Here is a 23654-nt window from a genome sequence, read left to right on the forward strand (position 1 = left end):
AAGCGGGAATGCTGGGTCATGCGCGAGTTGGATTTTCTGGAAGAGCGTGGGGCGTGGAAAGATTTGAACGCGCTGGTGCGCGTTCGTTCAACACGAACTGTAGGCCAGAAAACCAGTGTGGAAGAGCGCTTCTATTTGACCAGTATGCGAAACCATGCCGCACTGATTCTGAGAACGAGCCGACTGCATTGGGGCATAGAAAACCAGCTTCACTGGGTGCTGGACGTGGTTTTTGATGATGATGCTTCAAAGGTCAAGAACCGAATTGCAACCCAGAATTGGGTCATGGTGCGGCAGATGGCTGCCCATCTGCTGCGGCGTGAAGGGACGGGCAAGGGAAGCTTGGCCTCCAAACAGTTCCGCGCCACGATGGATTTGCCATTTCTAGAGGCTGTCCTGACTTTGCGGTAGCCCTGCTTTACTGGTGACTCTGGCTTCCGACTCGCCTTCCGGTTTTCCTTCCCGCAGTTCGTCGGCCCGGTCCTGCATGTCGTGGGCCAGTCCGTCCAGGGCCTGCGCCTGGGCCTTGCTGGACGCCCCCGTATGGCCCATCCTCTGCGCGACGGCTCCGCCGATCTGGGTCAGTGCCTCGATCTGTTCGGGCGCGGCCTCGTCCAGTTGGCTGATGCGTTCGACGATGTCCTGGCCCACCTCGGCCAGCGCCGACGCCTCGTGGGCCGCGCTGAAGTGCTGAATCTCGCCGATCACGCGCTGGTGGTCATTCAGCACTTCCTCAAGCTCTCCGGCCTGCTCCAGCGTCCTGGCCTGCGCCTGCGCCGCACCGATGATGCTGTACAGCGCCTGAAGCTGTTCGCCCACGCGGCTGTGGATGCTCCTGAGCCGGGACACGTTCAGCTCGTCCACCGGGGTCTGCGCCACGTCGTCCAGGGCCAGACAGACCAGCCGGTTCAGCGTTTGCGCCGCCGTGACCTGCTGCTCGCCGTTCTCCACGATGTCCAGCAGCGCCTGGGTCTGCCCACCGCGCTCGTCGGGGGTGGCCCCCAGCGGCAGCGTGCGAATCTGCTCGGCGGTCAGGTGGATGACCTGCCGCAGCGCGTCGGTGGCCGCCAGTCCCTGCTGCCCGGTGCGGATGATCTCTTCGAGCAGACTGCTCTGCGCCCAGCCCGCCGCGCCGACATGCTCGCGGGCACGCACTTCCGAGACGCGCAGGCGCTGGCTGTGGGCGGCGTGCTGGGCGTCGGCCATCAACCCGTCCCGCTGATCCTTCCCCGAATTCACGGCTGACCCGATTCTGGACGCGCCCAGATGCCGCTAGGAGACCAGACGCGCCTGGGAGAACAGTTGGAAGTTGCAATGCGGCTCACACTCCGTATCCTCGCGCCTGCGGGCCGCCCGGAAGGTGAGCCGCACCCCGCTTGCCGATTGCCGTCCCGCCCGCGTATACTTCCAAGGCCCGGCCCGGCTGTCAGCGTGCAGCCGCGCCCGCATCTGGTGCAAAGAACGCCTCTGCCCGCGCCTCCTGTTCAATCCTGGGAGGGCTGGAACCGTGGGGCGGTCCGCTGACCAAAGGAGCCAAGCATGAGCAACATCAAAGTGAACCGTGGCGCGATCCTGCGCGCCGTCGAGCAGCCGCACATCAAGACCGACCACCCCGAGTTCCGCCCCGGCGACACCGTGCGCGTGGAAACCAAAGTGGTGGAAGGCAACCGCACCCGCAACCAGGCGTTTGAAGGCGTGGTCATCGCCCTGAACGGCTCGGGCAGCCGCAAGAGCTTCACCGTCCGCAAGATCTCGTTCGGTGAGGGCGTGGAGCGCGTGTTCCCCTTCAGCAGCCCCCTGCTGGCCAAGGTCACCGTGCTGGAGCGCGGCAAGGTCCGCCGCGCCAAGCTGTACTACCTGCGCGATCTGCGTGGCAAGGCCGCCCGTATCAAGAGCGACCGCAGCCGCGTGATGAAGGACGCTGAGGCCAGCAAGACCGCCAGGGCAAGCAAGCAGGCCGCCGATCAGGCCGCCGCCTCCCAGGCTGCCGAAGCTGCTGCCGCGCCCGCCGCGCAGACCGAAGCCGCCCCCGAAACCCAGGGCGAATAAGTCCCGGATTTGAAGTCATGCCGCCTGCCCTCCGGGGTGGGCGGCTTTTTTTGGGCTTGGCGTTCAGGGCCGCGTGATGTTCATGATTGGCACGCGCTGACCCTCACGCCTTTTTCGGGGGCGAAGGGAGTGCTGGGCGGCTCTATCTGGGAATCAAGTCGCCCACATCCACCTGCGGCAGGGACGCCCCCAGCGTGACGGACTGCTCGGCGCGGGGTTCGCCTACCTCGCCGTAGATGCCGTTGCCGTCGCGGTCCCGGCCCCCGACAATGGTAAAACTGCCTTCTCCCAGATAGGCATTGAAGCGGCCCAGGGCGTCCACGGGGGGCTGAAAGACCAGCCCGCGCGAATCCTGAAGGCGCAGGCCCAGCGTGTCGCTGATGGCGGGCGCACCCAGCGCGGCGGCGGCGTTGATCATGCCGGAGCCGAACAGCGGATCGCGCCCGGTTGCCCCCAGATCGGTGGCGGTGGCGTTCAGGCGGGCCAGGGTGGAGGCGGGGTCGTTCGTCACGCCCTTGCTCAGCAGCAGCGCGGCCAGTGCGGCCACCTGCGGGGCGGCCTGACTGGTGCCCGCCTGGGCCTCGTAGCCTGGCTGCCCCCTGGCGTAGTCCCAGCCTGTAGACAGCACGAGGTCCTGAAACGGCTGACCGTTGAACACGCCGCCGTTGAAGGTGCCGGGGTCCCGCAGCGGATCGGTGCCTCCCGGCGCGCTGAGCTGCACACTGTCGTAGGCGCTGCTGTAGACCGCGTGTTTGGGGGCGCTGCCGCCCGAGAGGGTCACGCTGCCCACCGCCACCGCCGCCGGACAGGCCGCCGGGTAGTAGGGCACTGTGCCGTAGCCGTTGCCCGCCGCCGCGATGACCAGCGATCCGGCGTCACGGGCGTCCTGGACGGCCTCGCACATGGGGCGGGCGGTGTCGGCGCTGATGGGCGCACCCAGGCTCAGGTTGATCACGGCAGCCTGCTGCGGATTGGTGAGTGTCTTGCCCCCCAGCGTGATCGGCAGGCCAGCGGCGTAGCGCACGGCCAGGGCCACGTCAGCAATGTTGGCGTCGCCCGCCACGTCGATCACCCGGATGGGCAGCACCTTCACGTTGGCCTGCCGCACCGCACCCACCACGCCAGTCAGGCTGCACCCCACGCAGGACGGCGTGTTCTGCGCCGTGTTCTGGCCCCAGCGGGCCGCGATGATCCCGGTCACATGGGTGCCGTGGCTGCCCGTGGTGCGGGTCTGGTCCCCCGGATCGGTGGGATCGTCGTCCGTGCTATTGCCGTCGCCATTCTGGGAATCGGTCAGCAGGTCCAGCGCGCCCTCGCCCGGTTTCCAGAGCGCACCTTCCAGATCGGGGTGGTCAAAGCGCACGCCGCTGTCCAGCACCGCCACCGTCACGGGCCGCGAGTACGCGCCGCCCTCCATGTCGCGCCACACGGCGGGATAGCCCAGCAGCCGGAAAGGCCATTGCAGCGCGGCGTACTGGTCCGTGGGTTCCAGCGGCTGCGCCAGCGGGGGCTGAGGAAGAGTCTGGGCGTGCAACAGGGCATTGGGAACGGCGTACTCCACCCGTGGATCGGCCCGCAGGAGTCGCAGGGCAGCTTCCACATCCCCTACCTGCAACGCGGCGGTGTCCGTGGACAGCGGGCGGCTGGAGGTCACGCTCAGGGCGGCTGCCCGCAGGGTTTGCCCGGCGCGCTCGCTGACGCCGCCTGATCCTCTGACGCTTGCTGCCCCGTCCACATCCCGGTATTTGACGATGATGCCGCGCGCCTGCCCTTCCCCCGACTGAGGGGCTGTGGGTCCAGTGCCCGTTCGCAGGTCCTGACCCTGCGCCGTGGCCTCGTCGCGCAGTCGGCCTTTCAGGACATATTGATCGGCTTTTACAGTCCAGGTGGCAGTGCCACGCGGCGCTTCACCCTCGGGCAGTGACCACTCAATCGTGATCTGGCCCGTCAATGCGGCCTGATCCGCCGTCAGCGGTGTGGCCACGCCCCGGTCTGCGCTGACCTGCACGTTCACGTCCCCCTGCCCGGAGGTGGGCGAGACCTGGAGCCAGGCGGGTTTCCCGGCCACGCTCCACTTCCCCGCAAACGGCTGCGTGGCCTGCGCGCCCCGCCCCGTGCCGAGGCTCAGCGACAGGTCCGCCAGGGGCAGCGGCGCGGACGGGGTACAGGCGGCCAGCGTGCAGGCCAGCAGCAGGCCCAGGGACAGGGTGGACAGGGGCGACAGGGTGGACAGGGAGAGACGGACCATCTCTGCCCAGCATGGCGTATGGCCGTGGCCGCTGTGTGAAAGGGATGCGGACCACACAGGGGGAGGGCAGTGGGGGGGCTGCGCAGGTGAGGGCCGCAGCAGGTCCGGCGGGGGTCTGGCAAAATCCTTCTCCAGCACAGCACAATGGGCAGGTGCCCAGCGGACGTGTCCACAACCTGATCAATATTGCGGCCTACAGCGTTCTGTCGGCGGTGGCCCTGACCCTGAGCCGCCAGGAATTGCTGACCATCACCCCGGTACAGGCGCTGAATTTCACGGTGGCCTTCGCTGCTGGAACCTTTCTGCTGTCGCCGGACCTGGATCTGGCCGACGGCCATGTGGACAGCAAACGCTACTGGGGACTGCTGGGATTCGTGTGGGTGCCGTACGGCAAGCTGTTCCGGCACCGGGGCCTGTCCCATAGCTGGGTGATCGGGCCGCTGACCCGTCTGGCTTATCTGGCGCTGCTGATCACGCTGATCGTGGGCGTGCTGCGCTACGCCATGCCCACGCTGACGCTGCCCACCATCCCGCAGCCGATCAGCCTGAAATTCATCCTGCCGCTGGTGCTGGGCTATTTCCTCAGCCAGTGGCTGCACCTGATCGCCGACGGCATCCGCCCCGATCACGGCTTCCGGCAGGGCGCGAAGAGGCTGAAGATGCCGCGTTCGCGGGCACGGGCCAGAAGTCGCCGGGCCTAGCATTCTGGAAACTTCTCTACTCGATTTGCAGCAGTTCCCGGTGCGCCAGCCCGCGCCCGCTCGCCACCTGCCACGCTCCCCGCGCGTCGCCGCGTTCCACCCGCGCCATAAAGCCCGCGTCGGCGGCCAGCGTGGTCAGCAGCCAGAAGTCGCCCCAGACTTCCAGACCCCACTGCGCCTGCATAGCTTTGGACGCCGCCACCCAGACCGGCTCCGAGAGGTGTTCCAGCGGGGCGATGAAATGCCACTCGCCGTCTGTGCCGGGGGTGCGGGCCACCTCGCGGTGATACTCGCGTTTCTCGCGGCCACTCATGGCTTCCCAGGTGCCTTCCGCGCAGTAGTGGGCCGGAAAGGCGCTGAAGGTGTCGCGGCAGCGGGTGGGGCGGGCCTCGTACTGGGTGCAGGCTCCGGTTGCGCGGTCCAGCAGCGGGCAGAAGCCCACCTCCTGACGGTGGCGCTGCACGTATTGCGCGTCGTCCTTCGCGGTCCTCGCGTTCTGGAGGGCCGCGCGGGCATGCGCCTCCACGGCCTCGGCCTGCGCGCCCTCAATGGCGCGGGCGGTGATGATCGCCTCGGCCAGCGACACCCGGATGGGCATGTTGCAGCACTGGAAACACCCTGCCCCGCAGAACACCTTGCCGCCGCGCGCCGTATAGCCCGCCTGCCATTTGTCGGCCTGCCGCCCATAACGGTCATAGGCCCGCTGCACGGGGGCCGTGACCGGATCAGTGGGAGGAAAAGAGGCGCGCGTCATGCGGCGCAGCCTACCGTGCCGCCGCGTGCAGGATGGAGAGGTGGGTGGGATTGATTCAAGCTCTCGCCTCTGCCCGAAGAGCGTCGTCGTAGAACAGCTTCGTCTGATACATGCGAATCTTCCCGGCGGTATACAGCGCGTCAAACTCCGTCCGGTTCACATACCGCGCCTCGGCAACCTCATGTGCGAAAACAGGCTGGAGCATCTGGCCCGGCAGCGGTTCGGCCAGCCAGACGTGCCGCAGGATCAACACGCCATCGGGAAAGCGGCCCAGGTACGTGCCCAGAAAGCGCCTCAGCGTCACCCGCAATCCGGTTTCCTCGTAAGCCTCGCGCACGGCGGCGTCTTCGGGGTTCTCGCCATCCTCCACACTGCCGCTGGGGATGTGCCACAACCCAGCCTTCTCCATCTGGTCTGCCGTACCAAGCTCACGCACCAGCAGAATTTCGCCGCCCGCGTTCAGGACAACCACCCCGGCGGCTTTCAGTTCCACTTCGACGTGCGTGTTCTCGTCGTGTTGCATTACCAGCCGTTGCGCCCGCGCAGGCCAGTGATGTGTGCGACGTGGTGCTGCCCATGCCACGCGTACAGTGCCAGCAGCGAGTCCAGCGTGTAGGTGCGGCCCTGCGCGGGGTGCGTCCACGGGCGGCTCCATTCAGTCACGGTCACGCCTTCCAGCACCGGCAGCAGGCGGGCGTGCAGGGCGTCCAGCAGCGTCAGGCTGACTTCCGGCGGCAACTGATGGTCCGGCAACTGTGCCCAGCGGTCTTCCTCGTAAGGCTTGATAATGGGATTGTCCTCGGTCAGCGCCAGCTTGACGCGGATAAAGGCGTTCATGTGGCTTTCCGCGACGTGGTGGACCACTTGCCGCACGGTCCAGCCGCCCTCGCGGTAGGGGGTGTCCAGTTGTGTGTTGCTCAGCCCGGCGACGGCGGCGCGCAGTTCGCCCGGCAGGCGGCGCAGGTGTTCCAGCGCTTCCTCCCGCCCCTGCGCGCTCAGTTCCAGCGGCGTGGGCATCGGCCCCAGGGGATAGCGGGGATCGGCACTCACTCGCCTTTCTCCTTGCGGGTCCAGCGGTTGGCGTCGCGGGTTTCCACCTTGTCCATCATGCGGGCAAAACCGCGCTCCAGGCTGATTCCACGCTCATTGGCCATGCAGATCATCACGAACAGCAGGTCCGCCAGTTCCAGCTCCAGGTCGCCCGCGTCCTCGCCGGGCTTGGGCGTCTTGCCGTTCTCGTGGGCGATTACGCGGGCCACCTCGCCCGCTTCCTCGCTCAGGCGGGCCATCAGCAGCAGCGGCGGAAAATAGCCCTCCTTGAATTGCGAGACATACGCGTCCACACGGGCGCTGGCATCGGAAAAGGTCAGGGCGTCGGGGCTGGGCGGGGACATGCCCGCAGGCTAGCGCGTGGGCGGAGCGGAGCAGAAACAGATGGAGCAGATCAAAAAAAGCCCCTCTCCGCAATGGAGAGGGGCCAGGATCAGGGTTCTTTAGCGGATGTACAGGAAGGTTTCCTGCACGTCGCGGTCACCCACGGCGTAGGGGTCCAGATAGGCGGTGGTGGTCGAGTTCCAGCGGTTGCTGTCGTAGCTGCCGCTCAGCACGATGGCGGTGGTGGGGCGCACGCGGGTGAAGATGGCGCGCACGCGCTGAATGCCGCGCGGCTCGGCCAGGTTGTACATCACGCCGTCCTCAGCACGCGGGAAAAAGGTGGTTCCGGCGTTGACGTAGACGTTCTGGGCCAGCACGCTGGCAAAGCCGTTGCTTTGCAGGGCGATCAGGGTCACGTAGCCGGGCGTGCGGGCGCTGAACTGAAAGCGCACGGCCTCGCCCACGCCGTAGGTGCTGCCCTCGCCCCGATCAGGCCGCAAGCCGGTGATCAGGTTGCTGCGCTGGGGCTGAATCTGAACATTGGCGTTGGCGTCGGGCCGAACGGTGACGGTGCAGGCGCTGAGACCCAGGGCCAGCGCGCCGAACAGAAAGAGTGTACGCATACCCGGCAGCATAGGCGCTGAGGCTGACGGGAACCTGAGAAGGAGCCTGTCTTACATTTCAGATTCGTCAGATTCAGGGGAAATCTGACCTCAGCAAGTTGCGGAGCGGTGCTGAAATACCATGCCCGTATACGGTGCCCAGATACCGCCTCTGCTGACGGTTGCCCCGGCGGGTGCTGGCATAGCATGACGCATGTTTCGCGCCCTGCGCCCCCTGGCCCTGCTGTTGTCGTTGGCTATTCCTTTTGCCGTGTCTGCCGCCCTGGCGCAGGGGCAGGAGGTCTTGCCAGTGGCCGCCCAGCCCAGTGAGACCAATCAGTCCAGTGCCACCAATCAATCCAGCGCAACCCAATCGGCGGCGGCCATGCCCGGTGCCCCGGCGCGGTTGGGCAACCCGACGGGCGGCGGCTACAACACCAACCGCTTTTTCGAGGATCTGGGGGCGGGCCGGGTGGCCTCGGTCCGGCTGGACAGCGCCGGAAATGCCAGCGTGACCTTTCTGGCCGGGATGGGCACCTCGCAGGCGGTGCGCTCGCTGGTGGTGCCGCCTGACGGCGCGACGCTGGAAAAGATCCGCGCGGCGGGCGTTCCGCTGCGGGTGGTGCCGGGCGGCTCGCCCTTCGGCTGGATCACTCAGGTGCTGCCGCTGGTGTTGACTGCCCTGATCCTAGTGGTGCTGTGGCGCAGCATGCGCGGCGCGGGCAGCGGGGGCAACGCGGCCAGCAACTTTGGCAAGTCCAAGGCCGCCGTGATCGCCGAGGGTCAGATCAAGACCAACTTCACCGATGTCGCCGGCTGCGATGAGGCCAAGCAGGATTTGCAGGAAGTCGTCGATTTCCTCCGCCAGCCTGAGAAGTACCACCAGCTCGGCGCGCGTATCCCGCACGGCGTTCTGCTCGTCGGTCCTCCCGGTTCCGGGAAAACCCTCTTAGCTAAAGCAGTGGCTGGAGAAGCCAAAGTTCCGTATTTCTCCATCTCCGGTTCGGACTTCGTGGAAATGTTCGTCGGTGTGGGTGCGGCCCGCGTCCGTGACCTGTTCGAGCAGGCCCGCAAGAGTGCGCCGTGCATCGTCTTTATCGACGAGATCGACGCCGTGGGCCGCAAACGTGGCGTGAGCATGCAGGGCGGCAACGACGAGCGCGAACAGACCCTCAACCAACTGCTGGTGGAAATGGACGGTTTCGGCAGTGGGCAGGAAGTGATCATTCTCGCGGCCACCAACCGCCCGGATGTGCTGGACGCAGCGTTGCTGCGTCCGGGACGCTTTGACCGTCAGGTGGTGGTGGACGCCCCGGATGTACGCGGACGCGAACACATCCTCAAGATTCATGCCCGCAAGAAGCCGCTGGACGTGAGTGTGGATCTGAGCGTGATCGCGCGGCGCACGGCGGGCATGGTGGGCGCGGACCTCGAAAACCTGTTGAACGAGGCGGCGTTGCTGGCAGCGCGAGAAGGACGCAACCGCATCACCGCCAGAGATGTGGACGAGGCGCGGGACCGGGTGCTGATGGGGCCGGAGCGGCGCAGCATGGTGGTGCGGGAAGCGGATAAGAAGGTGACGGCGTACCACGAAGTCGGGCACGCCTTGGCCGCCCAACTGTTGCCGCACGCCAACCGGGTCAACAAGCTGACCGTGGTGCCGCGTGGCCGGGCGGCGGGCTTCATGATGCCGGATGCCGATGACCGCCTGCACGTCACGCGCCCCGCGCTGGAGGACATGATCGCCGTGGCACTGGCAGGCCGCGCCGCCGAGGAAGTCATCTACGGCGAGGTCACCACCGGGGCGCAGAACGACTTCCAGCAGGCCACGGGCATCGCCCGCCGGATGGTCACCGAATGGGGCATGAGTGACCGTATCGGCAAGGTGGCGCTGGCCTCCGATCAGGCCGGGTATCTGGGGGGCGGCTCGCAGATGCAGCCCATGTCCGAATCCACCGCGCAGGAGATTGATGAGGAGGTGCGCGCCCTGATCGACGCCGCCTACGGGCGCGTGCTGACCCTGGTACGCGAGCATCTGGCCGCCGTCCACGAGATCGTGCGCGTGTTGCTGGTCCGCGAGACGCTGTACGGCGAGGAATTTTCCACCCTGCTGGCCGGGGGTCAACTGGACGAACCCACGCCCGTCAGCCTGAGCAAGACCGTCAGTCTGGCGTGACCGTGGGGCCGGGGAGAGGTTGCGCCAACGGACGCCCCAGGTAATAGCCCTGGCCGTAATCGCTGCCCAGGGCGGTGATCAGGGCCAGTTCGCCGGGTGTTTCGATGCCCTCGGCCACCACCTCGATGCCCAGCGCGTGGGCGTAGGTGATCAGCGCCTGCACCAGCGGAACGCGGGGATCGTCCGCGTGCAGGCCCTGTACCAGCGCGCGGTCTAGCTTGACCACGTCCGGCTGAAGTTCGCTCAGGTAGGCCAGACTGGTGTGTCCGGCCCCCAGATCGTCCAGGGCCACCCGCGCTCCCTCGGCGCGGTAACGCTCCAGGATGCGGCGCAGCAGGGCCAGATCGGGAAACGCCTCGCTCTCGGTCACTTCAAACACCAGGCGGGAGAAATCCGCGCCCACCTGACGGCACGCCTCGAAGGTGGTCTGAAGGCAGATGTCGGGGTTGTACACCACGCTGGGCGAGAAATTGATGAACAGCCGCTGGCCCGGTGGCAGCGCCGGATACACCTGCATGATGGCGTGCCTGCGGGCGTGGGCATCGAAGGCGCGGGCCTGTCCGTGGGCGGCAGCGGCCATCAAGAGCGTCTCCGCGCCCAGTTCCTGCCCCTCCCAGCGGGCACGCACCAGCGCTTCATGGCCGTGAACCTGCATGTCGCGCAGGCGCACGATGGGCTGCACCATGAAATGCACCTGCTGGGCCGCTCCGGCAAACCAGGGCGTGTTCAGGCGGCGCAGCCACTGCTCCAGCGGCGCAATCTGCCACGGGTCCGGGCCGCCGTCCTGCCACGGCGCAGCCAGCAATTCATGCCGCTCAGAAACCGAGAAGCTGTCCAGCAGCGTGTTCAGGGCGGCGAAGCTCTCGGGCATCACCACCAGTGCAGGTCCGTAGTTCTGGTACGTCAGATGGTGGGCCTCCAGCGCCAGCCACAGCTTGCGCTGCACATGGGCGGAGGCGCTGTGCAGCGCGAGCCGGTCCGGTTGGCCCAGGTCTGTGGGAGACAGGGTCTGGCAGTCACAGGCCCCCAGCGAGGAAGAAGAGGGAAGGTCAGAACCCATGACGTCGTTCTAGCAGGAGGATTCTGACAAACACATCATTCAGGTCTGTTCTGCATTCGGATCAGTTCCGTGAGTCAGGGCTGGTTTTCAGGACAGGGCCATCAGTCCTCGTCCTCCGGGTCACGGCTCTGGCTGGGCTTGATGGGTGACTGGGTGCGGTTCTGCTCCGGCGGCCCCTGCTCGCTGCTGTCGCGGGTCAGCCTGATCTCGATGGGTGCGCCGCCAAAATTCAGGCTGCGCTGCGGAAAGGGGATCTCGATCCCGGCCTGATCCATGGCAATTTTAATGCGGCGGTTGAACTCGCGGCCCACCGCGTACTGGCTCTTGGGCAGCACCTTGAACAGGGCGCGCAGGGTGATGCCGTCGGCGGCCAGTTGCGTGACGCCCTGAATGTCGGGTTCCTCCAGAAAGAATTTCTTCCACTCCTCGTCGGTGTACAGTTCGTCGCTGACGGCCTTCAGGACGCGCAACGCCTCGTTGATGTTGGCCTGATAGGTCACGTCCACGGTGGCCACCACCCGGCTCCAGTCCTTGCTGCTCACGCTGACGGTGTTGATCTGGCCGTTGGGGATCAGGTGGACCGTGCCGTCCAGGGCACGCAGGGCGGTCAGCCGCAGGTTGAGTGTTTCCACGTTGCCGCTGAGGAGGCCGTTGTTGACGCTGATCACGTCGCCCACGCCGTACTGGTCTTCTAGGAGGATAAAAAAGCCGGTAAACACGTCCTTGATCAGACTCTGCGCCCCGAAGCCCACCGCCAGCCCCAGCACCGAGACCCCGGCCAGCAGGCTGGTGGCATTCACGCCCAGCGCCTGAAGGCCCGCGATCAGGCTGATGATGACGATGACGACCTTGAGGGTACTTTCCACCACGCCTTTCAGGGTCTGCACGCGCACGTTGCGGCGGTTGAATTCTTCGTCCTCGGCCACGATGCGCTGGCTGAAGGTGCCCACCATCCGCCACGCGATCAGGGCCAGCGCGATGATCACCACGGCCTGTCCGGCGGTGTTGCGGAAGCCCTCGGCAATGCTCTGGCCCAGCCCGAACAGCACCGGGATATTGGGCAGGTAAATCTTGTAGGTGGCGTAGGCGACGTAGCCCACCACCACCACCACCAGCCACAGCCATTTCAGGGCCAGCAGCATGCGCGCCCCGACCTGATCACGCAGGGTTCGCAGCAGCAGGCGGCCAAATCGGTGAACGGCGTAGGAAATGACCAGCGCAATCGCCAGCCAGAGCCACACGCTGGGTTTGGACAGTTGGACGAGCAGGATTTCCAGCATAACGGGAGCCAGTCTCTCACAAAGGGCCTGACGCCGGAATGACAGTCAGGTGGGAAAGACAGTCAGGTGGGAAAGAATGAGAGGCAGGCCCATGTACGTGCCGGATGAACTGTCCGTCTCGCCGCATGTGCTGCCCCCGCCGGCCCACTAGACTGCCCGGCATGTCTCCCGAATCCAGCAAACCCACGAATGCCAAACCAGACGCCAGCAAACCAGATGCCAGTAAATCTGACAAGCCCATCTCTCCTGATGACCGCGCCCGCCTGGACCCGGTGTTCATGCAGGTGGTGCTGGACGTGCAGGCGCAGGTGCAGCAGACCCAGCCCGAAGGGGCCGGGAATCTGGCCGCCATGTTCCACAAGGAAACGATGGGCGACGCCCTCCAGGGTCTGGCCATGCTGATCGCGGGCTGGAACGAGAACCGCATCGACGGCGCGGGCCTGAGCCGGACCGTCAAGTCCCTGCGCGCCCTGGACCTGCCGGAACTGGCCGAGCGGATGCATAAACTGCGCCAGATCGACGAGGGATGAGCGGGAACGGGGAAGTGGCAGACGTTCTGGCCTCTTCCCGTTTCTTCTGGAAGTTCGATTTTCCCGGAATTCAGATCAGGGCCTGACGCACAGGAACAGTCTGCTTTCCGACCCCAACAGTCACGGCCTCTTGCGCCGTGCCCGGAAGGTCAGCAGATCGGCGTACATGCGGGTTCTGGCCCACGCGCCGTTCCAGAACCCGCGTTTCTTCTCCTTCAGCACCTGCCCCACCTGCGGCAGTTCTATGTAATCCCAGCGCGCCCCGGAACTTTTCAGGTGCGCGGTGATGGCCGGTTCGGGCCAGCGTTCCTCGCCCAGATGCGGCACGGCCAGCAGCAGGTCACGGCGGCAGACCCGTTGCCCGCTCAGGTTCGGCGTCAGTTTGTTGCCCCAGTCGGTCACGAAACCGCCGCCCTCGAAGACCCCGATGCTCATGTCCAGTCTGCCGTCCAGCACGGGCCGCAGCATCTGCTGAAGGTGGTCCAGCGTCAGGCCGGTCAGATCGGCGTCCAGCATCACGATGAATTCGGCGTCGGTGGCGTCCAGCGCCGTGCGAAGGGCCGCGCCCTTGCCGACGTTCTCGCTCAGTTCCACCACTCTGGCCCCCGCCGCGCGGGCCACCGCCGCCGTATCGTCGTCGCTGCCGTCGGAGGCCACCACCACGTCCGGCGTGAGCTGAAGGGCCACGCGCACCACCTCTGCCACCGTTCCGCCCTCGTTGTAGGCAGGAATAACAGCCGCCACGGACGGGGCTTTCGGGGCGCGCGGGTCCGGCATGTCACGCATGGTACGGCGAAGGGGGTCCGCTCTGACAGATGGGGCCGGAGTGTAAAGGCTCCGTCTGCCCTAAACTCCACTGTTATGGACCTCAAGGCACAACTCAAAACCGCTGTGGAAACGGCGGCGCAGCAACTGGGCGCAACTGTGGACGCCGCCATTCAGGAAACCCCGGCGGGCAAGGCCGGGGACTACGGCACCCCCGCCGCCTTTCTGATCGCCAAGACCATCGGCGGCAACCCGGCGCAGATCGCCGCGCAACTGGCACAGACCGTGCAACTTCCCCAGGGGATTAAAAAGGTCGAGGCAGCGGGGCCGTTCCTGAACTTCTTCGTGGACGTGGGCGCGTTCGTGCGCGGTGTGGTGGAAAAGCCTTTCGAGATGCCCCGCCTGAGCGGCAAGGTGGTCATCGAACACACCTCGGTCAACCCCAACAAGGAACTGCATGTGGGTCACCTGCGAAACGTCGTGCTGGGCGACAGCATGGCCCGCATCTTCCGCGCCGCTGGGCAGACGGTGGAGGTGCAGAATTATATCGACGACACCGGCAGACAGGCCGCCGAATCCATCTTCGCCGTGAACCACTATGGCCTGAAGTGGGACGGCGTGCAGAAGTACGATCACTGGCTGGGCGAGGGTTACGTGCGCCTGAACGCCGATCCGGCCAAGCCCGAACTGGAACCCGGAATCCGCGAGATCATGCACCGTCTGGAAGCCGGGGAACTGCGCGCAGAGGTGGAAAAGGTGGTCCACGCCCATCTGGTCACCTGCTTTCGCCTGGGCGCACGCTATGACCTGCTGGCCTGGGAATCGGACGTGGTGGGCAGCGGTTTCCTGGGCCACGGGCTGAACATCCTGGAGGGCAGCCCCTTTACCTCCTGGCCCACCGAGGGTAAATTCGCTGGAGCGTTCGTAATGGACGTGTCGGCGTTCATGCCCAATCTGGAAGAGTCCAACGTCGTGCTGCGCCGCAGTGACGGAACCGCCATGTACGTCGCCAAGGATGTGGGCTACCAGTTCTGGAAGTTCGGGCTGTTTGAGGGTATGAAATTCAAGCCCTTTGCCACCGATCCCGATGGCCGCACCGTCTGGACCAGTGCGCCGGACGGTCAGCCGGATACAGAGGGGCGTTTCGGCCATGCCGATGAGGTCATCAACGTGATTGACTCACGCCAGGATCACCCGCAGAAGATCGTCAGGGCGTCGCTGGGTGTGGCCGAACAGCCGGAGAAGGAAGACCGCAGCATTCACCTGTCCTACGCCTTCGTGACGCTGGAGGGCCAGACCATCAGCGGACGCAAAGGGGTGACGGTCAGCGCGGACGCGGCGATGGACGAGGCGCAGAAGCGGACCCTGGCGGTGCTGGCCGAAATCAACCCTGAACTCTCACAGCGCGAGGACGCCAACGAGATCGCCCGCCGCATCGGTCTGGGTGCGATCCGCTTTGCCATGCTCAAGGCCGAACCGACGCGCAAGATCGACTTCCGCTGGGAGCAGGCGCTGGCCCTGAACGGCGACACCGCGCCGTATATCCAGTATGCGGCTGTCCGCGCCGCCAGCATTCTCCGCAAGGGGCAGGAGGCTGGATACGCGATTGATGGTACGGGGGCGGACTGGGACGCCCTGCCAGACGCTGATCTTACCCTCGCCAAACAGGTGGCGAAGCTGCCCGAAATTGTTGCCCAGAGCGTGCACGTTCACTCGCCGCATGTGGTTGCCCAGTATGCTCTGGACCTGGCAACTTCCTTTAACGCCTGGTTCAACGCCAAGGATAAAAAGGGCAAGCCCGCCACCAACGTCCTGCAATCTGAGGAAGGTCTGCGTGAAGCACGGCTGGCCCTGGTCGCCCGCCTGCGTCAGGCGTTCGAGGAAACGCTGGACCTGATCGGCATCGAGATTCCGGCAGCGATGTGAGAGTAGAGGTGCGTTGGGAATGAAAGCGTGTGGGCCTTTAGCCCTGCTTTTTCAACGTTCTTGGCCTTGCCGTAGCGTAGGGTTGTGCGCTCAGGACAGGGCATCGGTTGAGCCATCAGAAGTCCACTGCTGCACGGCGAAATCTACCAATGCCCGCTGGCACATGAGTTTCGCGGTGGCCGAGCCGACGGTTCCCACCGTGACCGCCCCACTGCTCTCAAAGGAGGCTTTCACGGGTGAGAAGGCCTCCTCGTCGTAATCGCACTCGTCGAAAGTCACCCACTGCGGCTGTCCGTCCACAAAAATAGAGCTGCTGAATTGCACGGTGGACTGCTTCCCGGACCGGACCTCCGCGAGATGCAGGCTGGTGTTGTTCCCGGTCCCCAGGAGCAGCACCCGCCCATTCAGGTCATACACGCGGGCCAGGGGTGAACCTTCGCCGAGCGAGAATGTCAGGGGATGGTCCGCCGTGATGAATTCGGCGTGCCTGCCCCACGCGGCAAACGAACTATGCGGGTGATCGCTGCGCCTGGCGTCCGGCCACGTTCTGAGCAGTTCAGCAGTGCGGCCCATTCCGCGCGAGGGTGTCAGCGCCGGATCGAAGGCGGGCATTTCGGCCCGGATGGTGGCCCACCAGGACGGCGGAACAGCGAACCTGCGCCAGTCTGCCGGATCGGTCAGGTGCAGGGTGAATGTGGGCATGACAATCGTTCCGGCTGATGTCACGGCGTCCTGAAGCGCCTGAATCACGGCCACCGGCCCGCCCGCCACCCAGCCCAGGCTGCTCAGGCTGACGTGGACCATCAGGACATCACCCACCCCCACCCCCAGTTCGCGCAGGTCGGCGGCGAGGCTAGTGCGGGTGCGCGGTGTGTCTGCCCGTGCAATAGCTTCTGTTTCTGTCATCCTCAGTCCTTCGCCAGCCCAGGTCCAAGATGGAGACCCATCTGCACAGATTCAGGGCATTGGGATGGTCTGTGAAGAGGTTACCGCCAGGCAGGATACGCCACATACGCCGGGTGGCTTATGGCCCGGCGTGAGACTCGCCCCCTGAACCTGCGCCGAGCAATCTGGGTCCGACTCTCACATTACTGCTGGCTCTATTTGACGGCCTTGACCGTGTCTCGCCCTTCCAGCCGTTTGTAGAAGGCCACCAGCTTCTGTGCCATGTTCGGGGTAAAGCGGTTGCCGCCCAGGTGGGGGCCGGTGAGAGAGATGAATTCGCTGGTGCCCAGGGCGGCGTGCGGGTACAGGCGTTCGCCGTTGGTCAGGGCCGGAACGGTGCCGTCGTTGACGCTGGCGGCCACGAACAGCGGCAGGTACGGCGCTTTGAAGGTCTGCATCAGTGGGTCCAGCCCCGGCGGCGGCTCATTGGGCGTGCCGTAGGCCGCGCTGATCTCCTTGCGGCGGGCGGGCGAGGCGCTCCAGGCCGCTCGCAGGTCCGTCCAGGCATCGATCAGAGCGACGCCGCCCACCCGGTAGGGGCTGCCGGGCAGGGCACTCCGAAGGGCCATCAGGCCGCCCATGCTGACGCCCAGGGCGTAGGTGCTTCCATTCCAGGAAAACCGCTTGAGGGCCTGCGCGTGGACCTGCCCCACTTCCTTGAGGGCGCTGGGGCTGCCCCAGGTGGTCAGGCCGCCGTCTCCACTGAGCAGGACGGCAAAATGTGCGTCCAGCAGGGCGTCGATCAGCACCCGGAAGGTCGCGCTGTCGCGCAGACGGGTCGCACTCTGGTTGCGCGGGTGCGAGACCACCACCAGCGGGCAGGGCAGGTAGGTACAACTGTCGGGAATACGCAGCAGCGATTCGCGCCCCGCAGCGCCCAGCGGCAGCCAGTCCACCGGCTGAGGGGCAGTACCGGGCGGCAAAGTCCCTGGCGGAAACGCGGACGAGAAACCGGCCCCGGTGGCGGTCCCGGTTCCAGTCGCGGCCCCGGCGGGGTGGGTGCCAGGGGGAAAGAAGGACGGGACGCTGGCCCTGGCCCCGGAAAGAACGGACAGGGCCACAAACGCAATCAAAGGAAGAAACCGACTCACAACGTTGCCGACTTTAGCGCGCCGGGCCTCACGCCAGACTGACATGGCCGGGCGGTGGCCTGCGGGCCGTCCGTGTTCAGCGCCCGGCCCATGTTCAGCGCCCAAAGAGCAGCCTGCTCAGGCGGGTCTCTACCAGCAGCAGGGCCAAGATGGCGGGCAGCAGCAGGGCCAGCAGGAAATAGCCCACAATGGTCAGCGCGAAGACCAGCGGGTCGCCGCCCGGCGCGTGCATGGTTTCCAGCGTTTGCAGGATCGCCGGATGGATCAGGTAGATCTGGAGGCTGAACATGCCGGTGATGCCCAGGGCCACCCGCCACGCTCCCGCGAAGCGTTGCAGGCTGTACGCCACCCCCAGCACGCTCAGGGCCATCAGGGTGGTGTAGGCCCAGCTCAGCCCCGAATAGATGATCGGCGTGACGGCCTCGCCGCGCACGTAGGCCAGCGCCTGTGGCATGTACAGCGTGTAGGCCAGGGCCGCCGCCGCAATCAGGAACACCCGGTTCTTGCGCCACCAGGCCGGGAACTCGTCCAGGCGTGCGCCCACTGCCACACCCACTGTGACCGGCAGCATGTACCACAGCACGGTACTGGCCGGAAAGGGCAGCCGCAGAACCTCGCGGTTGAGCAGATAGAGGCCCAGTTGCAGCGCCGCGCCGATCAGCAGCGCCAGCACGATTGGCGGCCTGCGGCGGGCCAGCGGCAGCATCAGCGGAATCACCAGATACACTTCCAGCGCCACCAGCAGGAAATAGAGGTGGTAACTGGCCTTGCCGTATTGCAGGTAGAACAGCCACTTGTCGGGATCGGTCAGGGTTTCCGGCGGGCGCTGCCCGGTCCAGACGTACCACGCGATGTACAGCCCGGACCACAGCAGATACGGCCACGCCCCACGCGTGACCCGCCGGAAGAAATAACGCCCCGGCCTGAAATTCTTCAGCAGGCTGCGGGTCAGCACCACCGCCGACAGGAACACGAAGGCGGGCACGGCAAAATGCAGCGTGCGGTTGATCAGTTGCAGCAGCAGGAAGCTCAGGGTGTCGGGCACCGCGTAGCGTAGCGCCAGGCCGGAACTGTGGTGGGCCACCACCTCCAGGATGGTGATGCCACGGAACAGGTCGATGGCCGTCAGTTTTGATGGTCTACCGTGCAGATCAACCGGCTCGGCCTCCGAGGGGGGGGTCAGTTCTTCCAGGGCAGAATCTTCCAGAGCAGAGTCTTCCAGGGCAAAGTCGAATTCAAGGCCGTCCGGCGGGCGCTGCGGCTCCGGCTCGGTGGGGATGGGAAAACGAATCTGGGTCATGGGAAGGTGCGCGTGCGCTGAACGCAGTCTAGAGGATTTGCTGGACGCGTCGGCGTTCCGGTGGGGTCATCCACAAGGCTCCGTCTCAGAGCCGCGCCCGGACCTCGAAGCCCACGCCGCGCAGGATGCCCGCCGCCTGCGCCACGGCGTCGGCAGATTCCAGACCCAGACGCAGTGCCCCGCCTTCCTCACGGATCGCCAGGACCTCAATGTCCTTGATGTTCACCCCCGCCGCGCCCAGCGTCTGGGTCACGACGCCGATCTGGTTGGGTTTGTCGGGCACGGCCACCACCAGATCGTATTTCTGCGGCAGCAGGCTGCGGCGCACCACTGGCAGGCTGTCGCGGGTGCGTTTGCCCTCGTAGGCGGCGGCCAGCAGTTCCTCGGGTTCCTCCAAATCGGCCTCAAGTCGGTCCAACTGGTATCTGAAGCGCCTCAGCGCCTCACGCAACGCCCCCTTGTTTTCCACCACCATGTCGCGGCTCATGCGCGGATCGCCGCTGGCCACGCGGGTCAGGTCGCGGAAGCCCCCTGCAGCCAGCAAACTTAAACGCTCGTCGCGGGCCACCATATGGGTCAGGGCCAGACTGGCCAGATACGGCAGGTGGCTGACGGTGGCCACCAGCGCGTCGTGGGCATCGGGCGGCATCACCACCGGGGCGGCCCCCAGCCCCTCCACCAGCGTGCGGGCGCGGCTCAGGGCGGTCAATGGGGTCTGATCGGTGGGCGTCAGCACCCAGACGGCGTTTTCCAGCAGCGCGGCGTTGGCGTGGGTGACCCCGCCGCGTTCGCTGCCTGCCATCGGATGCCCGGCCACGAAGTTGCGGACCTTCAACCGCTCCATCTCGGCGGCGATTCCGCCCTTGACGCTGCCCACGTCGGTCACCAGCGCTGCCGGGTTCAGGAAGGGGGCCAGTTCGTTTGCCAGTGGGATCAGGGCGCGCATCGGGGCGGCCAGAATCACCAGATCGGCGTCGCGCAGCCACTCTCCTGCCGCAGGGCGCACCTCGTCCACCAGTCCCAGCGCCTCGGCCTCGCGCAGCACGTCCATGCTGGCGTCCATGCCGATCACGTGGCGGGCCAGGAAACGCTGGCGCAGGCCCATTGCCACGCTGCCGCCGATCAGCCCCACCCCGGCCACCACCGCCGTCCCGAACAGCGGTGCGGGGGTCACGGGCGCGGGGAAAAGGTCCGTTTCGGGCATGACGGGGAGGCTAGCACGGCGGGGGTGGGGCGGTTTTGGACCTGTGCAGGCTCTGCCTCAAGTGACGCTCTGGCGCTGTGGGGCTGCCCGAGTTCTAGCTTTCGCTTGCTGCGCGTCACGGTGAATGGGGTAGGGAAGTCAGGAGGGTTTGTGCTGTCCAGCAGGAGGGCGTGCTGCGCCCGCCACCCCCCTCTCCTACGGAGCTGTACCAGTCCCAGCCTCCCCCGCAAGAGGGGAGGAGCCGAAAGTCAGGCCATCTTGCTTCATCCAACCCGTGAAATCGCCAATGAAACAGCAACCGAAGGCCGTCGGGCGCGAAGCGGACGGGCCGCATTGAGCGTCACGGAGCCGGGCATCAGCCCCGGAAGCCGCCGCCCACTTCCGCCTGCTACAGCCGAGAACTCGTGCCTAGCGCAGCGCTGCTCTGCCTCGCAGCTTTGCAAGTCCCCCTGCCCCCCTGGGGTAGGGGGCTGGGGGGTGGGGCTGCCCGAACGATATTTCGGCCCAGAATCCAGCAGTCATCCAGCTTCCCCGTATCAACTGCAACTTTCAGCGCACGCGTCCGAGGGCCTGCGCCTCTATGCTGCCCGCATGAGCGCCCCTCCCGCAATCATCGAAACCCATGAACTCCGCAAGGTTTACAAAGGCCGCGCGGTGGTGGACGGTCTGAATCTGCGCGTGCTGCCCGGCGAGGTCTTCGGCTTCCTGGGACCCAACGGCGCGGGCAAAAGCACCACCGTCAAGATGCTGCTGGGGCTGGTGCTGCCCACGGGCGGGCAAATCAGCGTTCTGGGCGGCTCCCCCGCCGATCCCGCCGTGCGCGCCCGCCTGGGCTTCCTGCCCGAGCAGTTCCGCTTCCAAACGTGGATGACTGCCGAGGAATTCCTGAATTTTCATGGACGGCTGGCCGGAATGAAGGCCGACGAACTGCGCGCCCGCGTGCCACAGGTGCTGAAAACCGTGGGCCTGGGCGGACGCGGCACCGAGTCGCTGGGCGGCTACAGCAAAGGCATGTTGCAACGCTGCGGGCTGGCCGGAGCGATTCTGGCACGCCCCGAACTGGTCTTTTTAGACGAGCCGACGAGCGCCCTGGACCCGATTGGCCGCGTGGAGGTGCGCGAGATCATTGAGGGGCTGCGGGCCAACGGCGTGGCCGTGTTCCTCAACTCCCATCTGCTTTCAGAGGTGGAACAGGTCTGTGACCGGGTGGCTTTCGTCAAGGAGGGCCGGGTGTTGCAGCAGGGCAGCATGCAGGAGCTGATGGGCGGCGTGATCCCAGTGGGCATCCGGGTGGACGCTATCAAGCCTGGGTTGCTGGACGCGCTGGCCCGATTGGGCGAGGTTCGCCACACCGACACCCAGACCCCCGGACGCGCCGACATTGAGCTGTGGCTGCAACACGCGGACGCCGTGCCTGCGGTGGCCGACGCCATCCACGCCAGCGGCGCACGCCTGCACGCCCTGACCCCGCGCCGCCCGGACCTGGAAACGATGTTCCTGGAGTTGATCGAGGACCGCCCTGCCCCCGTCTCTACCGCTGCCCCGGAGGCCGTCCGTGCGTAATGCCCTGCTCATCGCCGAACTCTCCCTGCGTGAGGCGGTCCGCAAACGGCTGGTCAGCGTGCTGCTGGTTCTCAGCGTGCTGTTTATCGGCTTTTACCTGTACGGCATTTACCGGCTGGAAATGAATCTGGACGAGCGGGCCGTGAATGCTGGGCTGGACGGGCGCAGCACCACGGGGCTATCTAACGTTCCAGTCATGTACTCGGCCATGTTCGGCATGTATCTGGTGTATTTCCTGGGCGCGCTGATGTCGGTGCTGTCCACCGTGGGCGCAGTCAGCGGCGACATCGAGAACGGCGTGATGCAGAGCGTGATTGCCCGCCCGATCAGCCGCGCTCAACTGGTACTGGGGCGCTGGATCGGCTTCACGGTGGTCAATGTGGTCTATGTGGCCCTGCTGGGCGTGTCGCTGCTCGTCGGCGTGTACGCCATCACCGGCTACCTGCCCCCGGCCCCCGCCCCGGCCCTGGGCCTGATCCTGCTGTCGGTCACGCTGCTCACCGGATTGACGGTGCTGGGCAGCACGCTGTTCACCACCCTCGCCAACGGCATCGGCGTGTTCGTGCTGTACGGTGCAGGCTTCACTGGGGGTATTCTCAGCGCCATCGGCACACTCTCGGACACCCCAATCCTGACTACGCTGGGGCGCGTCGCCAACACGGTCATGCCCACCAACGCGCTGTGGCTGGGGGCCAGTTACCTGTTGCAACCGGAGAGCCTGCTGGAGATCAGCCGGGCAGCGCGCGGGGCCAATCCCTTCTTCGCCTCGGACCCGATTCCGGCAGCGCTGGTCCTGTGGGCCGCCGTGCTAGCCGCGCTGGCCGTGGCGGCGGCGATGTGGCGTTTCAGTCGGCGCGACCTGTAGCTGGAAGGAGTCTCTGTCTCTACCCCTGACGCAACGATAGAGAGAGCCTGAAGTGGAAGAAGCGTTCAGCAGTCAACCCGCCCTGATATTTATTCGGGCGGGGTTCAGCTTCAAGGTCTGGCCGTCATCTCTGAACGATGATCGAAGGTTTCCGCGCCTGGGACTCTATTCCCCCAGATAACGCCGGAGTTCGTCGATGTTGTGGCTGGTCCCGATCAACACCAGTTTGTCGTGGGGGCGCAGCTCGTCCTCGGCGCGGGGCGTGACCTCGATTTTGCCCGCGCGGCTGATGGCGATGATCTGCACGCCGAAACGTCCGGTCAGGTTCAGGTCACGCAGGCTGCCTTTCAGGCGCTCGTTGGCCTCGATTTCCACGATGGCGTGGTCGCCGCCCAGGTCCAGCGTGTCCACGATGTTGGGGGTGGCGATCTGGCGGGCCAGCCGCACGCCCATGTCATGCTCGGGCCGGATCACCAGATCAGCGCCGATGCGCTCCAGCACGCGCCGGGCCATCTCGTCCACGGCCTTGGTGACCACGTAGGCCGCGCCCAGGCTCTTGGCGTTCATGGTGGCCAGGATATTGGCCTGCACATCGGTGCCGATGGCCACCACCACCACGTCAAAGTCGCCCACGCCAATGGAACGCAGCGCCCGTTCGTCGCTGGCGTCCACGATGGCCGCGTGGGTCACAAGGTTCATGACCCGTTCCACGTTTTCCTCGTTGTGGTCCACCGCCACGACTTCGTGGCCCATCTCGTAGAGGGTGGTGGCGACGGCGGTGCCGAAACGGCCCAGGCCGATCACGAGGCATTGTTTGGTCTTCATTGGATGGGGTTTCCTTTGTGGAGATGTGGGGGCTTGGGACTTCGTTGGAGAGGTCTAAGGGTCTGAAAGTCTTAGAGCGCGTTTATAAAGGGTCAGACCCGGTGGCAAGCTTGAGGTGTGAAACGCAAGCCTTACTCGTCGGACCTGACCCAAGCCCAGTTTAAGCGGCTCGAACCACTCCTCCCCTCTGCCAAGCCAGGAGGGCGGCCACGCACGGTCGATCTCTACGAGGTGCTGTGCGCGATCATGTACGTCTTGCAGGGCGGCATTGCCTGGAGAAACCTGCCGCATGACTTTCCAGCGTGGCAGACGGTGTATTCGTACTTTCGCCGTTTTGAAGCTGACGGTTCATGGGAGGCGATCAATCGCGTCCTGGTGCGGGAAACTCGGCAGGCA

Annotated in this window: 24 protein-coding genes; 9 read left to right on the plus strand and 15 right to left on the minus strand. The window is 65.9% G+C overall.

Annotated features, from left to right (window positions below; all coding sequences use genetic code 11):
* A partial coding sequence (locus Q319_RS0115845) for an ISAs1 family transposase (RefSeq protein WP_029483447.1) occupies window positions 1-411 on the plus strand: 411 nt, incomplete at its 5' end.
* Here the strand turns inward: Q319_RS0115845 and Q319_RS0115850 are convergent.
* On the minus strand, window positions 385-1239 hold the full coding sequence (locus Q319_RS0115850) for a hypothetical protein (protein WP_245619297.1): 855 nt from the start codon (window positions 1237-1239) through the stop codon (window positions 385-387). The two genes, Q319_RS0115845 and Q319_RS0115850, sit on opposite strands and share 27 nt — an antisense overlap.
* 300 nt (window positions 1240-1539) lie before the next feature.
* Between Q319_RS0115850 and rplS the strand changes: the two genes are divergently transcribed.
* A complete protein-coding gene (gene rplS, locus Q319_RS0115855; RefSeq protein WP_029483449.1) occupies window positions 1540-2049 on the plus strand; it encodes a 50S ribosomal protein L19 in 510 nt (169 codons plus the stop codon).
* Window positions 2050-2191: 142 nt separating this feature from the next.
* Here rplS and Q319_RS0115860 read toward each other — a convergent pair whose 3' ends face one another.
* Window positions 2192-4297, minus strand: coding sequence for a S8 family serine peptidase (locus Q319_RS0115860; RefSeq protein WP_029483450.1), 2106 nt, complete (start codon window positions 4295-4297; stop codon window positions 2192-2194).
* 152 nt (window positions 4298-4449) lie between these two features.
* On the opposite strand from Q319_RS0115860, the gene Q319_RS0115865 reads away from it, so the two are divergent.
* Window positions 4450-4998: a metal-binding protein gene (locus Q319_RS0115865; RefSeq protein WP_029483451.1), complete on the plus strand. Its 549-nt coding sequence runs from the start codon at window positions 4450-4452 to the stop codon at window positions 4996-4998.
* Window positions 4999-5014: 16 nt separating this feature from the next.
* Here Q319_RS0115865 and Q319_RS0115870 read toward each other — a convergent pair whose 3' ends face one another.
* The 5 genes from Q319_RS0115870 to Q319_RS0115890 all read right to left on the minus strand — a co-directional run bounded on the left by Q319_RS0115870 (window position 5015) and on the right by Q319_RS0115890 (window position 7749).
* A complete protein-coding gene (locus tag Q319_RS0115870; RefSeq protein WP_029483452.1) occupies window positions 5015-5752 on the minus strand; it encodes a YkgJ family cysteine cluster protein in 738 nt (245 codons plus the stop codon).
* A gap of 55 nt (window positions 5753-5807) precedes the next feature.
* A complete protein-coding gene (locus Q319_RS0115875) occupies window positions 5808-6275 on the minus strand; it encodes a Nudix hydrolase (RefSeq protein ID WP_029483453.1) in 468 nt (155 codons plus the stop codon).
* On the minus strand, window positions 6275-6802 hold the full coding sequence (locus tag Q319_RS0115880) for a YfiT family bacillithiol transferase (protein ID WP_281173843.1): 528 nt from the start codon (window positions 6800-6802) through the stop codon (window positions 6275-6277). Before Q319_RS0115880 ends, Q319_RS0115875 begins: the two co-directional genes overlap by 1 nt.
* The gene (locus Q319_RS0115885) at window positions 6799-7146 is read right to left on the minus strand and encodes a nucleotide pyrophosphohydrolase (RefSeq protein WP_029483455.1); all 348 of its coding nucleotides are present in this window, start codon (window positions 7144-7146) and stop codon (window positions 6799-6801) included. Before Q319_RS0115885 ends, Q319_RS0115880 begins: the two co-directional genes overlap by 4 nt.
* Before the next feature lie 99 nt (window positions 7147-7245).
* Window positions 7246-7749 carry a DUF4384 domain-containing protein gene (locus Q319_RS0115890; protein WP_029483456.1) on the minus strand — a complete coding sequence of 168 codons (504 nt, stop codon included), beginning with the start codon at window positions 7747-7749 and terminating at the stop codon, window positions 7246-7248.
* A 364-nt stretch (window positions 7750-8113) separates the two neighbouring features.
* Here Q319_RS0115890 and ftsH point away from each other — a divergent pair, with 364 nt between their 5' ends.
* Entirely contained in the window at window positions 8114-9904 is a 1791-nt protein-coding gene (ftsH, locus tag Q319_RS0115895) for an ATP-dependent zinc metalloprotease FtsH (RefSeq protein ID WP_051655472.1), read from the plus strand.
* Here the strand turns inward: ftsH and Q319_RS0115900 are convergent.
* A complete protein-coding gene (locus tag Q319_RS0115900; RefSeq protein ID WP_051655471.1) occupies window positions 9891-10964 on the minus strand; it encodes an EAL domain-containing protein in 1074 nt (357 codons plus the stop codon). The genes ftsH and Q319_RS0115900 overlap by 14 nt on opposite strands.
* 101 nt (window positions 10965-11065) lie before the next feature.
* On the minus strand, window positions 11066-12244 hold the full coding sequence (locus Q319_RS0115905) for a mechanosensitive ion channel family protein (protein WP_029483459.1): 1179 nt from the start codon (window positions 12242-12244) through the stop codon (window positions 11066-11068).
* A 278-nt stretch (window positions 12245-12522) separates the two neighbouring features.
* On the opposite strand from Q319_RS0115905, the gene Q319_RS0115910 reads away from it, so the two are divergent.
* Entirely contained in the window at window positions 12523-12774 is a 252-nt protein-coding gene (locus tag Q319_RS0115910) for a hypothetical protein (RefSeq protein WP_051655473.1), read from the plus strand.
* A gap of 120 nt (window positions 12775-12894) precedes the next feature.
* On the opposite strand, the gene Q319_RS0115920 is transcribed toward Q319_RS0115910, so the two are convergent.
* A complete protein-coding gene (locus tag Q319_RS0115920; protein WP_415813797.1) occupies window positions 12895-13560 on the minus strand; it encodes a glycosyltransferase family 2 protein in 666 nt (221 codons plus the stop codon).
* 75 nt (window positions 13561-13635) lie between these two features.
* Here Q319_RS0115920 and Q319_RS0115925 point away from each other — a divergent pair, with 75 nt between their 5' ends.
* Complete coding sequence (locus tag Q319_RS0115925; RefSeq protein ID WP_029483462.1) at window positions 13636-15465, plus strand: arginine--tRNA ligase; 1830 nt, start codon at window positions 13636-13638, stop codon at window positions 15463-15465.
* Between the two features lie 90 nt (window positions 15466-15555).
* On the opposite strand, the gene Q319_RS0115930 is transcribed toward Q319_RS0115925, so the two are convergent.
* The 4 genes from Q319_RS0115930 to Q319_RS0115945 form a co-directional block, all read right to left on the minus strand.
* Entirely contained in the window at window positions 15556-16371 is an 816-nt protein-coding gene (locus Q319_RS0115930; RefSeq protein ID WP_029483463.1) for an AAC(3) family N-acetyltransferase, read from the minus strand.
* A 194-nt stretch (window positions 16372-16565) separates the two neighbouring features.
* Complete coding sequence (locus Q319_RS0115935) at window positions 16566-17471, minus strand: alpha/beta hydrolase family protein (protein ID WP_245619299.1); 906 nt, start codon at window positions 17469-17471, stop codon at window positions 16566-16568.
* 124 nt (window positions 17472-17595) lie between these two features.
* Window positions 17596-18801: an acyltransferase gene (locus Q319_RS0115940; RefSeq protein WP_081846098.1), complete on the minus strand. Its 1206-nt coding sequence runs from the start codon at window positions 18799-18801 to the stop codon at window positions 17596-17598.
* A gap of 85 nt (window positions 18802-18886) precedes the next feature.
* Complete coding sequence (locus Q319_RS0115945; RefSeq protein WP_029483466.1) at window positions 18887-20005, minus strand: prephenate dehydrogenase; 1119 nt, start codon at window positions 20003-20005, stop codon at window positions 18887-18889.
* 591 nt (window positions 20006-20596) lie between these two features.
* Here Q319_RS0115945 and Q319_RS0115950 point away from each other — a divergent pair.
* Together Q319_RS0115950 and Q319_RS0115955 are read left to right on the plus strand one after the other, a co-directional pair.
* Window positions 20597-21568, plus strand: a complete 972-nt coding sequence (locus Q319_RS0115950) for an ABC transporter ATP-binding protein (RefSeq protein WP_029483467.1) — start codon at window positions 20597-20599, stop codon at window positions 21566-21568.
* Complete coding sequence (locus tag Q319_RS0115955; protein WP_029483468.1) at window positions 21561-22433, plus strand: ABC transporter permease; 873 nt, start codon at window positions 21561-21563, stop codon at window positions 22431-22433. The genes Q319_RS0115950 and Q319_RS0115955 overlap by 8 nt, the downstream gene beginning before the upstream one ends.
* Before the next feature lie 165 nt (window positions 22434-22598).
* Here Q319_RS0115955 and Q319_RS0115960 read toward each other — a convergent pair whose 3' ends face one another.
* Window positions 22599-23258 (minus strand): potassium channel family protein, encoded by a 660-nt coding sequence (locus tag Q319_RS0115960; protein ID WP_029483469.1) that lies wholly within the window; start codon window positions 23256-23258, stop codon window positions 22599-22601.
* A 117-nt stretch (window positions 23259-23375) separates the two neighbouring features.
* Between Q319_RS0115960 and Q319_RS26345 the strand changes: the two genes are divergently transcribed.
* A partial coding sequence (locus Q319_RS26345) for a transposase (RefSeq protein ID WP_029482611.1) occupies window positions 23376-23654 on the plus strand: 279 nt, incomplete at its 3' end.

Source organism: Deinococcus marmoris DSM 12784, from assembly GCF_000701405.1.
Classification (GTDB): Bacteria; Deinococcota; Deinococci; order Deinococcales; family Deinococcaceae; genus Deinococcus; species Deinococcus marmoris.